This window comes from Brachybacterium sp. SW0106-09 (assembly GCF_001293905.1).
Taxonomy (GTDB): Bacteria; Actinomycetota; Actinomycetes; order Actinomycetales; family Dermabacteraceae; genus Brachybacterium; species Brachybacterium conglomeratum.
Genome location: NZ_BCAK01000060.1, coordinates 1 through 13,876, shown reverse-complemented (window position 1 = coordinate 13,876; position 13,876 = coordinate 1). Strand labels below are relative to the sequence as shown.

Annotated in this window: 11 protein-coding genes and 1 riboswitch; of the genes, 2 read left to right on the top strand and 9 right to left on the bottom strand. The window is 73.0% G+C overall.

Annotated features, from left to right (window positions below; genetic code table 11):
- Position 1: 1 nt before the first annotated feature.
- Positions 2-1,396 (bottom strand): deoxyribodipyrimidine photo-lyase, encoded by a 1,395-nt coding sequence (locus Y09_RS16375; protein WP_053918941.1) that lies wholly within the window; start codon positions 1,394-1,396, stop codon positions 2-4.
- A 129-nt stretch (positions 1,397-1,525) separates the two neighbouring features.
- Positions 1,526-2,335, bottom strand: a complete 810-nt coding sequence (locus Y09_RS16370) for a hypothetical protein (protein WP_053918940.1) — start codon at positions 2,333-2,335, stop codon at positions 1,526-1,528.
- 180 nt (positions 2,336-2,515) lie between these two features.
- Here Y09_RS16370 and Y09_RS16365 point away from each other — a divergent pair, with 180 nt between their 5' ends.
- Both Y09_RS16365 and Y09_RS16360 read left to right on the top strand, forming a co-directional pair.
- Positions 2,516-2,956, top strand: coding sequence for a GNAT family N-acetyltransferase (locus tag Y09_RS16365; protein ID WP_053918939.1), 441 nt, complete (start codon positions 2,516-2,518; stop codon positions 2,954-2,956).
- A 49-nt stretch (positions 2,957-3,005) separates the two neighbouring features.
- A complete protein-coding gene (locus Y09_RS16360; RefSeq protein ID WP_053918938.1) occupies positions 3,006-3,485 on the top strand; it encodes an aminoacyl-tRNA deacylase in 480 nt (159 codons plus the stop codon).
- Between the two features lie 400 nt (positions 3,486-3,885).
- Here Y09_RS16360 and Y09_RS16355 read toward each other — a convergent pair whose 3' ends face one another.
- From Y09_RS16355 to ribD, 7 genes are all read right to left on the bottom strand, one after another.
- The gene (locus Y09_RS16355) at positions 3,886-4,440 is read right to left on the bottom strand and encodes a DUF3566 domain-containing protein (protein WP_053918937.1); all 555 of its coding nucleotides are present in this window, start codon (positions 4,438-4,440) and stop codon (positions 3,886-3,888) included.
- Between the two features lie 3 nt (positions 4,441-4,443).
- Positions 4,444-7,308 carry a DNA gyrase subunit A gene (gene gyrA, locus Y09_RS16350; protein WP_053918936.1) on the bottom strand — a complete coding sequence of 955 codons (2,865 nt, stop codon included), beginning with the start codon at positions 7,306-7,308 and terminating at the stop codon, positions 4,444-4,446.
- Between the two features lie 86 nt (positions 7,309-7,394).
- Positions 7,395-9,524, bottom strand: a complete 2,130-nt coding sequence (gene gyrB, locus Y09_RS16345) for a DNA topoisomerase (ATP-hydrolyzing) subunit B (RefSeq protein WP_082358941.1) — start codon at positions 9,522-9,524, stop codon at positions 7,395-7,397.
- A 442-nt stretch (positions 9,525-9,966) separates the two neighbouring features.
- Positions 9,967-10,449 carry a 6,7-dimethyl-8-ribityllumazine synthase gene (gene ribH / locus Y09_RS16340; RefSeq protein WP_053918934.1) on the bottom strand — a complete coding sequence of 161 codons (483 nt, stop codon included), beginning with the start codon at positions 10,447-10,449 and terminating at the stop codon, positions 9,967-9,969.
- Complete coding sequence (gene ribB / locus Y09_RS16335; RefSeq protein WP_053918933.1) at positions 10,446-11,789, bottom strand: 3,4-dihydroxy-2-butanone-4-phosphate synthase; 1,344 nt, start codon at positions 11,787-11,789, stop codon at positions 10,446-10,448. Before ribB ends, ribH begins: the two co-directional genes overlap by 4 nt.
- Positions 11,786-12,424: a riboflavin synthase gene (locus Y09_RS16330; RefSeq protein ID WP_053918932.1), complete on the bottom strand. Its 639-nt coding sequence runs from the start codon at positions 12,422-12,424 to the stop codon at positions 11,786-11,788. The genes ribB and Y09_RS16330 overlap by 4 nt, the downstream gene beginning before the upstream one ends.
- A gap of 17 nt (positions 12,425-12,441) precedes the next feature.
- On the bottom strand, positions 12,442-13,557 hold the full coding sequence (gene ribD / locus Y09_RS16325; RefSeq protein ID WP_053918931.1) for a bifunctional diaminohydroxyphosphoribosylaminopyrimidine deaminase/5-amino-6-(5-phosphoribosylamino)uracil reductase RibD: 1,116 nt from the start codon (positions 13,555-13,557) through the stop codon (positions 12,442-12,444).
- Between the two features lie 114 nt (positions 13,558-13,671).
- A riboswitch (FMN riboswitch) is annotated at positions 13,672-13,801 on the bottom strand.
- Between the last annotated feature and the right edge of the window lie 75 nt (positions 13,802-13,876).

The following is a 13,876-nucleotide window of genomic DNA, read 5'->3' as shown; positions in this document are numbered from 1 at the left end:
GTCAGGAGGCCGATGCGCCCTTGACCTCCTCGTAGGCTGCCAGCGCATCGCGCCGCGAGGCTCGCAGGTCCACGATCGGCGCCTCCCGCCGCTCGGTGCCGATCTCCGGCACCCAGCGACTCACGTAGCTCCCGTCGGGATCGAAGCGCTCCTGCTGCCGGACGGGGTTGAACACGCGGAAGTAGGGCGCGGCGTCGTCCCCGCTCCCCGCCACCCACTGCCAGTTGAACGGGTTCGAGGCCTCGTCGGCGTCGACCAGCGTGTCCCAGAACCACTCCTCCCCGTGCCGCCAGTGCTGCCGGAGATTCTTGGTGAGGAAGGAGCCCGTCACGAGCCGCACCCGGTTGTGCATCCACCCGGTCTCCCAGAGCTGACGCATCCCGGCGTCGACGAGATCGATGCCGGTGCGTCCCCGCTGCCAGGCGCGCAGATCCTCCGGGTCCTCCCGCCAGTCGAAGCGGTCGAACTGTCGACGGACGTTGCGGGTCGCCAGATCCGGCAGGTGGAACAGCCGGTGCCAGGCGAACTCCCGCCACAGCAGCTCCCTGCGGAAGGACTCCGGGCCCGCGCCTCGGCCGCACTCGACGCTCCGATGCCACACCTCGTGGGGCGAGACCTCCCCGAAGCGAAGATGCGGGGACAGACGGGTCGTCCCTGCCGTGGCGGGCCGTTCCCGGTCCTCCGCGTACGGGCCCAGCACCTCGTCGAGGTCCTCGAGGCGCTGCCTGGCGCCCTCCTCGCCCGGGGACCACGCCTCGCGCAGCCCGCCCGCCCAGTCCGGCGACGTCGGCAGCCAGCCGCGGCGGTCGAGCATCCGCTCGAAGTGCTCGGCGCGGAGCCAGGTGCGCATCTCGTGCCCGCCGGCGCGCACTCCGTCGGGCGGCCCGCTGAGGCTCGGCGGGAGTCCGTCGGCGGAGCGAGGCGAACCCGACTCCCCACAGGCCCGGGCGTAGGCGGAGTAGACCTTGTACGGGTCACCGGACTGCGTGGCGATCGTCCAGGGTTCGTGCAGCAGGTAGCCGTCGAAGCTCTCCGCCCGCAGGCCCTGCTCGCGCAGCGCACTCTTCAACCGAGCATCCACAGCCCTGCGAGGGGCGTGGTACCGGCGGTTCCACAGCACGGAGTCGGCACCGCTGTCGCGGACCAGCTGCGGGATCAGCTCCTCCGGGTCACCGCTGACGAGCACCAGCGGGATGCCCTGCGCGCGGAGCGCAGCGCCGAGGCGCGCCAGCGAGTGGTGCAGCCACCACAGGGTCGCCCCGCCCAGGTCCCGCACGTCCTCGATGCGCTCGTCGACGTGCACGGCGATGACGTCGCCGTCCTCCGCGGCGGCGGCGGTGAGCGCGGGATTGTCATGCAGGCGCAGGTCGTCGCGCACCCACCAGAGAGCGGTCATCGGAGGTGCTCCTGTCCTCGACGGATCACGGGTCGGCGGGGGCACCGCCACTCTGTAGCCTAGCTATCGAACTGGCGCTCGGGGCATCCGCCTTCCCAGGTCCCCGGACGGCCCGGGCTCGGGCGGAGCTCAGGACCTCGGCAGCCCGTCGGCGGCGACGAGCCCGTGCTCGAGGACGAGGTCGTGCACCAGGTCGGGCTGCTCGGCGAGCCGGCCGCAGACCTCCGCCGCGTCGCCGATCAGGCGCGTCTCGCCGGTGAGCCCCTGGAGCTCGTCGAACAGCTCCTGCTGCCGGTGCCGCAGCGGGATCGGCACCCCGTCGCGGGCCAGCACGCCCCACCGCGAGGCGTAGACGTCCACGTGGTCCGGCTCCTGCCCGGTGGCGAGGACGACCGGGCAGTCCGCGGCATCCAGCCGCAGCCGGTGGTAGTTCGGCTCGGTCGCGTCGACCACCGCCAGCTGCTCCTGGTCGAACCAGGTCGCGACCAGTTCCATCCGCTCCCCCTCGGCGCGGTACGGGGCGGCCGGCACGTAGCCGGGGGCGGCGACCCGGGGCACGTGCCCGACGGCGAGGTCACGCACGGTGCAGCGCACGAAGGGCGTGGTCACGGGCACGGAGCGCCGGGCGCGAGCGTACTTCCGGGCGATCGTCCGCGGGGTCTGGTTCGACCCGACGGCCAGGACGAGGGTCCGCTCGGCGAGCGGCGCGGCCCCCTCCGCGGCGAGGGCCTGCTCGATCGCCGCACGGTCCACGAGCGGCACCCCGAGCTCCTCGCTGGGGACCTCGACGCCGCCCGCCGGGTCGAGATCCACCACCCCGTCCGCGAGCAGCAGCGCGGACCGCACCGCAGGTCCCACCCAGGGATAGTCCTCCGGTGCGGCGGTCGGAGCGAGGACGGGTTCGGGGCGTGCGAGGTCGGAGGAGGTCGCGGAGGGCATCCTTCGACCATAGCGCGGGGCCGGCGGGCTCCCCGGGCCCTCGCGACGACGCTCACCCCGACGGCGACCCGCGCTGCCCGCGCCGGGATGCGTCGCCGCCGCGCCCCCCGGGCACAGGAGTCGCCGTCGGCACCCGGACGCTCTCCCGCGCCGACCACCCGCGGCCCCACAATGGCAGCCATGACGCGCCCCTCCCCGCTCCCCGACGGCTACGAGTTCTCCGCCGACCCCGGTCGGATCGACACCGGCCGCGTGCACTCCCTGCTGGCCGAGCACGCCTCCTGGGCCGCGGGCAGGACCCTCGAGGCGCAGCAGGCGAACATCGCCGCGTCCCGGAACTACGGCCTCTACAGCCGGGCCGACGGGGAGCAGGTCGCCTACGCCCGAGTCGTCACCGACGGCGTCACCTTCGCCTGGCTCGCCGACGTGATCGTGGATCCCGCGCACCGGGGACGACGACTGGGCGCCGCCCTGGTCGACCGCATCCTCGCGGACCTGGACCCGATGGGGCTGAAGCGGATCGTGCTGAAGGCGTCCGAGGCGGGCAGGCCGCTGTACGAGCGGGCCGGCTGGACGCCGCTCGAGGGCCCCGACGACTGGATGGAGCTGCGCTCCCGGTGACTGCGCGCCCGGTCACTGCACTCCCGGTGACGGGGCCTACGCTGGCTCCATGAGCGAGCAGCGCGCGACCGACGCCCTGGAGGCCCTGGGCCTGACCCACGAGATCACCTGGCACGGGAGGGTCGGCTCCCTCGCCGAGGCCGCCGCGGCCCGCGGCGTCGAGCCCCGCGACATCGTCAAGACGCTCGTGGTGCGTCGCGGCGAGGGCGACTTCCTCTTCGTGCTGGTGCCCGGGGATCGGGAGATCTCCTGGCCGAAGCTGCGCGCACTGCTGGGCGTGAACCGCCTGTCGATGCCGGACAAGGACGTCGCCAGGGAGGTCACCGGCTACGAGCGCGGCACGATCACGCCCTTCGGCGCAACGACGGCCTGGCCGGTGGTGGCCGACGCGTCCCTGGCCGGTGATCCCGAGCGACGCATCTCGATGGGAGCCGGCGCGCACGGCGTCGCCGCGACGGTCTCCTCCGAGGAGGCCCTCGCCCGTCTCGACGCCCGGATCGCCGACGTCACCGAGCTCCAGCAGCCCTGACCCCGGGCTGACGGAGAGGTTCTGCGCCCCTGACGACTCATGTCGGCCCCACATCGGTCCTGGGGCCGCAGAAGTTGCTCCCAAGGGGCCGCGCCGACCCGAGACGTGGCTTTGTGTCGGAATGAGGGCCCATTCCGCCACAAAGCCACGTCTCGCCGGCCGGCGAGACGGGACACGGGGAGGGACGACGACGTGGGCCCGCCGAGGGTGTGCGGCGGAGCCGGGGCGGGTCCAGGCGCACGCCGACGCCACGTCGCCGCCGGAATCGTCCCGGACACGACGACGCCGCCGGCCTCGGGGAGGCGCGGCGGCGTCGGTCAGGTCATCGGTCCCCGGCGGGCGGACGGGTCCGTGCCCGGCGCGCGGGCAGCACGTGAGCCGTCCCCGCCCGCCCCGGGTTTCACTCGTCGGTGAAGGTCATCTTCAGCCCGCCCAGCAGCGCGGCGACGAGGTTGTAGAGGAAGGCGCCCAGGGTGCCGAGCGCGGTGATGATCACGACGTTCACCACCGCGACGATGGTGCCGTAGCTGGTCATCTTCGAGAAGCTGAAGAACTCCATGAAGGGCAGCGGGGTGCCGCCGTTCAGGTCGCGGCCCAGCTGGTCGACCTTGCCCCACAGGCCGATCGCCTCGACGAGGTTCCACAGCAGCACGACCGCGATCACGGTCGCGATGCCGACGGCGATCGCGACGAGGAAGGACAGCTTCATCACCGAGAACGGGTCGAGGCGGGCCAGGGTCAGGCGCACCCGGCGGGGACCGCGGCGCTCCTTCTCCGACCCGCCTGCCGGTGCCGACTTCTTCGGGCTGCGACTCGCGCCGCGGGCCGCGGATCCCTTGCCGGAGCCGAGTCCCTGCTCCGACGGCGAGGAGGCGCTGTCGAAGGCCGGGAGCTTCGAGGTGGACTCGGCGGCGTCGGTCTTCCCGGTGCCGGTCCTGGAGTCACTGGTGCTCACGGGTCACTCCTCGTTCTGGTCTGCGTCGTCGGTCGAGGTCTCGGACTCGTCAGAGCCTAGAGCATCGCCCTGCCCGCCCTCGGTCGCGGAGGCGGCGGTGTCGGAGATCTCCACATCCTCCTCGCCTCCGGCCTCGTCGGCCGAGGCGGGGCTCGCCGCGCTGTCCGCGGACTCCGCACCGCCGTCGCCGGCGTCCTCGAGGACCGGCTTCTCGGCCTCGTCCTCGTCGAGCTCGCTCTCCGGACCGGTGGTGACCAGCAGGATCCGGTCGCCCTTGTCGGGCTTGGCGAAGGTGACTCCCATGGTGGTGCGGCCCTTCGGCGGCACCTCGGAGACCTTCGAGCGGACCACGCGGCCGCGCTCCATCACCACCAGCAGCTCGTCCGTCTCCTCGACGACGGCGGCACCGGCGAGGTGGCCGCGGTCGTCGGGCAGCTTCGCGACCCGGATGCCCAGGCCGCCGCGGCCCTGGAGGCGGTACTCGTCGACGCTGGTGCGCTTGGCGAAGCCGCCGTCGGTCACGGTGACCACGAAGGTGCCGGGGCGCACCACGTCCATCGCCAGCAGCTGGTCGTCATGGCGGAACTTCATGCCGGTGACGCCGCTGGTGGCGCGGCCGGTCGGGCGCAGCACGTCGTCCGCGGCGGGCATGCGCACGCTCTGGCCGTTGCGGGAGACGAGCAGCAGCTCGTCGTCGCCGTTCACCGCGCGGGCGGCGATCACGCGGTCGGGGCGGGTGCCGTCGATGCCGTCGATGTCGCGCAGGTTGATCGCGATGATGCCGCCGGTGCGGTTGGAGTCGAAGGCGGTCATCGCCGTCTTCTTGACCAGGCCCGACTCGGTGGCGAGCACGAGGTACTCGGCGTCCTCGTAGGAGTCGATCGCGAGGACGGAGGCGATGTGCTCGTCGGGCTGGAAGGCCATCAGGTTCGCGACGTGCTGGCCCTTCGCGTCCCGCGGCGCCTCCGGCAGCTCGTAGCCCTTGGCGCGGTAGACGCGGCCCTGGTTGGTGAAGAACAGCAGCCAGCGGTGGGTGGTCGTGGTGAAGAAGTGCTCGACCACGTCGTCCTCGCGCAGGGACGCGCCGCGCACGCCCTTGCCGCCGCGCTTCTGGGCCCGGTACTGGTCCTCGCGGGTGCGCTTGACGTAGCCGCCGCGGGTGATCGTGACGACCACGTCCTCCTCGGGGATGAGGTCCTCCATCGACATGTCGCCGTGGAAGGGGAGGATCTGGGTCCGACGGTCATCGCCGTACTTGTCGACCAGCTCGCCGAGCTCCTCGGAGACGATCTGCCGCTGGCGGGCGGGATCGGCGAGGATCGCGGTGTACTCCTCGATGAGGGCCTGGAGCCGGTCGTGCTCCTCGATGATCTTCTGGCGCTCCAGGGCGGCGAGGCGCCGCAGCTGCATCGCGAGGATGGCGTTGGCCTGGATCTCGTCGATCTCGAGCAGGTCGATCAGGCCCGTGCGGGCCTCGTCGACGTCCGGGGAGCGGCGGATCAGCGCGATGACCTCGTCCAGCGCGTCCAGCGCCTTGAGGTAGCCGCGGTAGATGTGGATCTGCTCCTCGGCCTTCCTCAGGCGGAACTTCGTGCGGCGCACGATGACGTCGATCTGGTGCTTCGTCCACTCGCGCACGAAGGAGTCGATCGAGAGGGTGCGGGGCACGCCGCCGGAGAGGGCGAGCATGTTCGCGGAGAAGTTCTCCTGCAGCTGGGTGTGCTTGTAGAGGTTGTTCAGCACCACCTTCGCCACGGCGTCGCGCTTGAGAGTGATGACCAGGCGCTGGCCGGTGCGGCCGGAGGTCTCGTCGGTGATGTCGGCGATGCCCTGGATCTTGCCGAGCTTGACCATCTCCGCGATCTTGCGGGCGAGGTTGTCGGGGTTGACCTGGTAGGGCAGCTCGGTCACGACGAGCGCCATGCGGCCGTTGATCTCCTCGGTGGAGACCACGGCGCGCTGGGTGATGGAGCCGCGGCCGGTGCGATAGGCGTCCTCGATCCCGTCGGTGCCGACGATCGTGGCGCCGGAGGGGAAGTCGGGGCCCTTGATGAACCTCAAGCACGCTTCGAGCAGCTCGGGCTTGGTCGCCTCGTGGTTCGTGAGCAGCCACTGGACGGCGCCGGCCACCTCGCGCAGGTTGTGCGGCGGAATGTTCGTGGCCATGCCGACGGCGATGCCGGCGGAGCCGTTGACCAGCAGGTTCGGGAAGCGGGCGGGGAGGACGGAGGGCTCGTCGACGGTGTTGTCGTAGTTGCCCTGCATGTCCACGGTGTCCTGCTCGATGTCGCGGACCAGCTCGAGGGCCAGCGGCGCCATCTTGCACTCGGTGTACCGGGGGGCGGCCGCGCCGTCGTCGCCGGCGGAGCCGAAGTTGCCCTGGCCCAGGATCAGCGGGTAGCGCATGTTCCAGGGCTGGACCAGGCGGACCATCGCGTCGTAGATCGCGGAGTCGCCGTGGGGGTGGTAGTTGCCCATGACCTCGCCGACGACCTTCGCGCACTTGGAGAAGGAGCGGTCGGGGCGGTAGCCGCCGTCGTACATGGCGTAGACGATGCGGCGGTGGACGGGCTTGAGGCCGTCGCGCACGTCCGGGAGGGCGCGCGAGACGATGACGCTCATCGCGTAGTCGAGATAGGAGCGCTGCATCTCCTGGTTGAGGTCGACCTGGGTGATGCGGTCGACCTCGTCCTCGTCGAGGGGGTCGACGAGCGTGACGGTGCGCGAGGCGGCCTCGTCGGCCGAGAGCTCACTGGAGCCCTCGGGCATCTCCTGACCTCCGATCCCGGCGCTCTCGGCGGGGGTCGGGGTCTCGGCCGACGACTGGTCGTCCTCGGGGCCGGTGGGGTCGTTCGGGGTGTCGCTCATGGCGGGGAGGGCCTTTCGGGTGGGGCCGGTGGGTCATGGGGGTCCCGGGGGCGCGCGAGAGGGGTCGGCGCCGCCCCGGGGCCCGCTCAGATGTCGAGGAAGCGGACGTCCTTGGCGTTCTCCTGGATGAAGCGGCGCCGGGACTCGACGTCGTCGCCCATCAGGACGGAGAAGATGGTGTCGGCGTCGGCGGCCTCGTCGACCGTGACCTGCTTGAGGGTGCGGGTGGCGGGGTCCATGGTGGTGGACTGCAGCTCCTTCCAGTCCATCTCGCCCAGACCCTTGTAGCGCTGGATGCCGTTGTCCTTGGGCATGCGGCGCCCGGCGGACTGGCCGGCGGTGAGGCGCTCGTCGCGCTCCTCGTCGCTGAAGACGTACTCGTGCGGAGCGTTGGACCACTTCAGGCGGTACAGCGGCGGCATCGCGATGAACACGTGGCCCAGCTCGATCAGCGGGCGCATGTAGCGGAACAGCAGCGTCAGCAGCAGGGTGCAGATGTGCTGGCCGTCGACGTCCGCGTCGGCCATCAGGATGATCTTGTGGTACCGCAGCTTGGTCGCGTCGAAGTCCTCGCCGATGCCGGTGCCGAAGGCGGTGATCAGCGAGCGGACCTCCTGGTTGTCCAGCGCCCGGTCCAGCCGCGCCTTCTCCACGTTCAGGATCTTTCCGCGGATGGGGAGGATCGCCTGGGTGCGCGGGTCGCGGCCCTGCACGGCGGAGCCGCCGGCGGAGTCGCCCTCGACGATGAAGATCTCGGACTCGGCGGGGTTGCGGGAGGAGCAGTCGCGCAGCTTGCCGGGCATGCCGCCGGTCTCCAGCGGGGACTTCCGACGGGTCGCGTCGCGGGCCTTGCGGGCCGCCTCGCGGGCCATCGCCGCGGCCTGGCCCTTCATGACGATCGCCTTGGCCTCGTTCGGGTGGGACTCGAACCAGTCGGTGAGCTGGTCGGTCATCACCTTGACCATGAAGGTGCGGGCGATGGTGTTGCCGAGCTTGGTCTTGGTCTGGCCCTCGAACTGCGGCTCGCCGAGCTTCACGGAGATCACCGCGGTGAGGCCCTCGCGGATGTCCTCGCCGGTGAGGTTGGCGTCCTTCTCCTTCAGCAGGCCCTGGGCGCGGCCGTAGCGGTTCACGATCGAGGTGAGCGAGGAGCGGAAGCCCTCCTCGTGGGTGCCGCCCTCGTGGGTGTTGATCGTGTTGGCGTAGGTGTGGACGGAGTCGGTGTAGGCGCCGGTCCACTGCATCGCGACCTCGACGGAGATCTTCGCGTCGGTGTCCTCGGACTCGAAGGAGATGATGTCGGGGTGGATCACCTCGGCGCGCTTGGCCGAGTTGATGAACTCGACGAAGTCCTGCAGGCCGCGCTCGTAGAGGTAGGAGACCGTGCGGGGGCCGCCGGAGGTCTCGCCCTGCTCGGCCTTCTCGGCCTCGAGCTCGACGTCGACCTCCTGGTCCTCCTCGGCCTCGTCGGCGCGCTCGTCGGTCAGCGTGATGCGCAGGCCCTTGTTGAGGAAGGCCATCTGCTGGAACCGCTTGCGCAGCGTCTCGAAGTCGTACTCGGTCGAGTCGAAGATCTCGCCGTCGGCCCAGAAGGTGATGGTGGTGCCGGTCTCGTCGGTCTCCTCGCCCTTCTCCAGCGGGGCCTCGGGGACGCCGCGGGAGTAGGCCTGCCGCCAGACGTGGCCCTGGCGGCGGATCTCGACCTCCATGCGGATGGAGAGGGCGTTGACCACGGAGGAGCCGACGCCGTGCAGGCCGCCGGAGACGGCGTAGCCGCCGCCGCCGAACTTGCCGCCGGCGTGCAGCACGGTGAGCACCAGCTCGACGGCGGGCTTGTTCTCGGTGGGGTGCATGTCCACGGGGATGCCGCGGGCGTGGTCGACGACGCGCACGCCGCCGTCGGCGAGGAGGGTGACCTCGATGGTGTCGCCGTGGCCGGCCATCGCCTCGTCCACGGAGTTGTCGACGATCTCCTGGACCATGTGGTGCAGGCCGCGCTCACCGGTGGAGCCGATGTACATGCCGGGGCGCTTGCGGACCGCCTCGAGGCCCTCGAGGACGGTGATGTCCGAGGCCTCGTAGTGCTCGGGCGCGCGGGCCGCCTTCTCCCCCGCGGTGGTCGGCGCCGGGGCCGACGTCGCCTCGGGGGCCGGTGCTGCGCCGTCCGCTCCCGGTGACGGGTCCGAGGTGCCCTCGGGCAGGTCCTGGTCGGGCATGGGGCGGTCGCTGTCGCTCACCTGATGTGGCTCCTCGCAGTCCGGTCGTCCCTCGGTCGGACGGACCGAGGGTGGTCCGGCGGCACCGTGCGGCGGTGTCCCTGCGGCCCGACGCGTGCGGGATCCGCAGGAGCTCCTCGCGCACGCGCGCGAGCGGCACCCGCAGGCCTCGGCGATCGGGCCGACGGCATCGAGGTGACCGGGCTGCTTCGACCCCGGTCGACGTCGGCCGAACCGCCGTCATCCTATCGGAGAACGGGTGCTGGGCCTAGTCGACGCCCCGTTCCTGTGGACGACGCGGCGTTGGATGCGTCCCAGACGCTCCGTGACGGCCTCTTCAACGCGCTCCGGGAGCCTCGGATGGGGTCGGGTACGCCCGAGGGGGTCCGGAGGCGGCACAGGCGCGCCTGGGATGTCCGCTCTCGGGCGTCCCGCACGGGGCTCAGCGGGCGACGTCCGGGAGCCCCGCGAGCACCTCGGCGGTGGCGAGCGCCGCCGCGGCCGCCTCGTGCCCCTTGTCCTCCACGGAGCCGGGCAGGCCGGCCCGATTCCGCGCCTGCTCGTCGGTGTCGCAGGTCAGGAGCCCGAAGCCGACGGGGACGCCGTGGTCGAGGGACACCCGGCTGAGCCCGTCGGTCGCCGCGGAGCAGACGTAGTCGAAGTGCGGGGTGCCGCCGCGGATCACGACGCCGAGGGCGATCACGGCCTCGTGGCTGCGGGCGAGGCGGTCCGCGACCACGGGCAGCTCGAAGGAGCCGGGCACGCGCACCAGGGTGGGATGGTCGATGCCGGCCTCGGCGCAGGCGCGCAGGGCGCCGGCGACCAGGCCGTCCATCACCTCCTCGTGCCAGGACGCGGCGACGATCGCGACGCGGGCGTCGGGACGGGCGGTGATCTGCGGGGTGGGGGCGCCGTGGCCGCTCATGAGGTTCCTCCGGGGGTCGTGATAGGGGTGGTGGTGGGATCGAGCGCGGGAAGCCCGGTCAGGTGGTGGCCCAGCCGGTCCCGCTTGGTGGTGAGATACGCGAGGTTCTCGGGGGTGGGGTGGGCCTCGAGGTCGAGGACCCGGTGCACGCGCGTGCCGCCGGCGCGCAGGGCGTCGGCCTTCTCGGGGTTGTGGGTGAGCAGGTCGATCGCGCCGACGCCGAGGTGCTCGAGGATCCGCGGGACCGCGGCGAAGCTGCGCTCGTCCACGGGCAGCCCGAGGTCGAGGTTCGCCTCGACGGTGTCGCGGCCCGCGTCCTGCAGGGCGTAGGCGCGCAGCTTCTGGACCAGGCCGATGCCGCGGCCCTCGTGCCCGCGCAGCAGCACCAGCACGCCGCGGCCGGCGGCGGAGATCCGGGCGAGGGACTCGTGCAGCTGGGGTCCGCAGTCGCAGCGCAGCGAGCCGATCACGTCGCCGGTCACGCACTCGGAGTGGACGCGGGTGAGCACGGGCTCCTCCCCGGTGACGTCCCCTGCCACCAGCACCAGGTGCTCCGCCGTGCCCTCCCGCACGGCGAGGGCGCGGAAGGCGCCGTGGGCCGAGGGCAGCGGCACCGCCTCGGTGAACTCGAGCAGGGCGGGGACCGGCCCGGCCGACGCGGCCGACGCCGGGGCGGCCGGGGCGGACGACGGCGCTGCCGGCGCGAGCGGTGCCGCCGCCTCCCCGATCTCCCGCCGGTGCGCGGCGAGGTCCTCGATGGAGATCATCGCCAGGCCGTGCTGGTCGGCGAAGGCGCGCAGCGCGGGCCCGCGCTGCATGGTGCCGTCGTCGTGGACGAGCTCGACGATCATCCCGACCGCGGGCAGACCTGCCATCCGTGCGAGGTCCACGGCGGCCTCGGTGTGGCCGCGCCGCTCGAGCACCCCGCCGGCCTTCGCCCGCAGCGGCAGCACGTGCCCGGGCCGGATCAGGTCGGTCGGGACGGAGCCGGGATCGGCGAGGACGGTGAGGGTGCGGGCGCGGTCGGCGGCGGAGATGCCGGTGGTGACCCCCTCCGCCGCATCGACCGTGATCGTGTACGCGGTGCGGAAGGGGTCCGCGTTGGCGGCGACCATCAGCGGCAGCTCGAGGGCGTCGGCCCGCTCGGCGCTCATCGGCGCGCACAGCAGCCCGCTCGAGTGCCGGACCGCGAAGGCGACCTGCTCGGGGGTGGCGGTCGCGGCGGCGAGGATCAGGTCGCCCTCGTTCTCGCGGTCCTCGTCGTCCACCACCACGACGGGCCGGCCGGCGGCGATCTCCGCGATCGCGGCGGGCACGGGATCCAGGCGCAGGCCGGTCATCGTCCCTGCTCCGTCCCGGTCACGGCCTCCGGGGCGCCCGCGGGCAGCAGACCGGCGGTGAGCTTCTCGACGTACTTCGCGAGCACGTCGACCTCGAGGTCCACGCCCTCGCCGACGGCGCGGGTGCCCAGCGTGGTGCGCTCGAGGGTCTCGGGGATCAGGCCGATGGTGACCTCGTCGCCGTCGATCGCGGCGACGGTGAGGCTGACCCCGTCCACGGCGAGGGAGCCCTTGGGCACCACGTAGCGGGAGAGGCCGCCCGGCAGGCGCAGGCGCAGGAGGGTGGTGCCGGCCTGCTCGTCGCGGGAGAGGATCTCGCCGACGCCGTCGACGTGGCCCTGCACGATGTGCCCGTCCAGGCGGCCGTCGGCCCGCACGCAGCGCTCGAGGTTCACGCGGTCGCCGGGGCGGAGCGTGCCGAGAGTGGTCGCGGCGAGGGTGGTGGCGATGACGTCGGCGCTCCACGTCTCGCCGACGACGGCGGTGACGGTGAGGCAGCAGCCGTTCACGGCGATCGAGTCGCCGAGCGCGATGCCCTCGAGCACGCGCGGGGAGCGGATCCGCAGGGCGGCGGGGTCGGCGCCGAGGTCGAGCGCCTCGACGGTGCCGAGCTCCTCGATGATTCCGGTGAACATGGTGGTGTCCTTCCTGGTCAGGCCGGGGTGGGGGTGGTGCGGGGACGGAGGGTGAGGCGGAGGTCCCTCGCGCCGCCCGGCGTGGGCAGCGGGGCGACGTCGACCAGTTCGAGGTCGAGCCGCTGGGCGAGGGTGGTGATCCCGAGGTCGGCGACGCCGGGGCGGCCGGCGCCGAGCAGGGTGGGGGCGAGGTGCACGATCAGCTCGTCGACGAGCCCGGCGCGGAGGAAGGCGGCGGCGAGGGTGGGCCCGCCCTCGAGCAGCACGTGCCGGATCCCGCGGTCGAAGAGCGTCGCGAGCGCGGCCGACGGGTCGCGGGTGGGCAGGTGCAGCGCCTCCCCGGCGCCGTCGACGGCGGGCAGGTCCGGCGCTTCGGAGGTGCCCATCACGACGCGCAGCGGCTGGCGGGGGTGGAGGGTCCCGTCCGGCCGTCGGGCCGTCAGCGTGGGGCGGTCGCTGCGGGCGGTGCCGGTGCCGACGAGGACGGCGTCGCAGGTGGTGCGCAGCCGGTGGACCTCCTCGCGGGCGGCGGGGCCGGTGATCCACCGGCTGGTGCCGTCGTCGGCGGCGGCGCGCCCGTCGAGGGTGAGCGCGGTCTTCGCCGTGACCAGGGGCCGGGCATGGGCGAGGCCGTGCTCCCAGCCTCGGTTCAGGGCCGCGGCGGTGGCGGCGAGCTCGGCGGGGACCTCGCCGACGACCTCGACCCCGGCCGCGCGCAGGCGGTCGATGCCGCCTGCGGCCTGCGGGTTCGGGTCGCGCCGGGCGACGACGACACGGGCGATCCCGGCCTCGAGCAGCGCCTGGGTGCAGGGGCCGGTGCGACCGGTGTGGTCGCAGGGCTCGAGGGTGACGACGGCCGTCGCGCCGCGCAGGGCCGCGGGGGCTCCCGGCAGCTCCCGGGCACGGGCGAGGGCGTCGGCCTCGGCGTGGGCGGTGCCGGCCCCGCGGTGATGGCCCCCGGCGAGGATCGTCCCGTCGGCGGCGAGGAGAACGCAGCCGACGCGGGGGTTCGGGCCGAGCGGCACGGCGGGGTCCGCGGCGATCTCGAGCGCGCGGCGCAGCGCGGCGGTCTCCGCGGGGGTGATCCCTGCGCGGTCGCTCCGCGGGGCGTCCTGCGTGGTGCCGGGGTCCATGGCCTCTCCTCCGTCCGCTGCTCGCGGTCCCGGACGGAGAGGAAGTAAGGGGACGACGTCACCGGGGGCGCCGGCCGGGCCCAGAGGGTCGGCAGGTACGCCAGGCGACATCGACCGCGTGCGCTTCCCATCCGGACTCTCACCGTCGGTCCAGGAGTTCCACCTGGTCAGCCTTGGGCCATGGGCCCTCGGGTCGCGGACTGTCACCGCCGGCTCGGAATTTCACCGACCCCAGTGCACGCGAGCATCATCAGCTCGTCGAGAGCCCACCGTAGCAGGGTCGGCCGGGAGGATGACGGCGGATGAACGCCGGATCAGG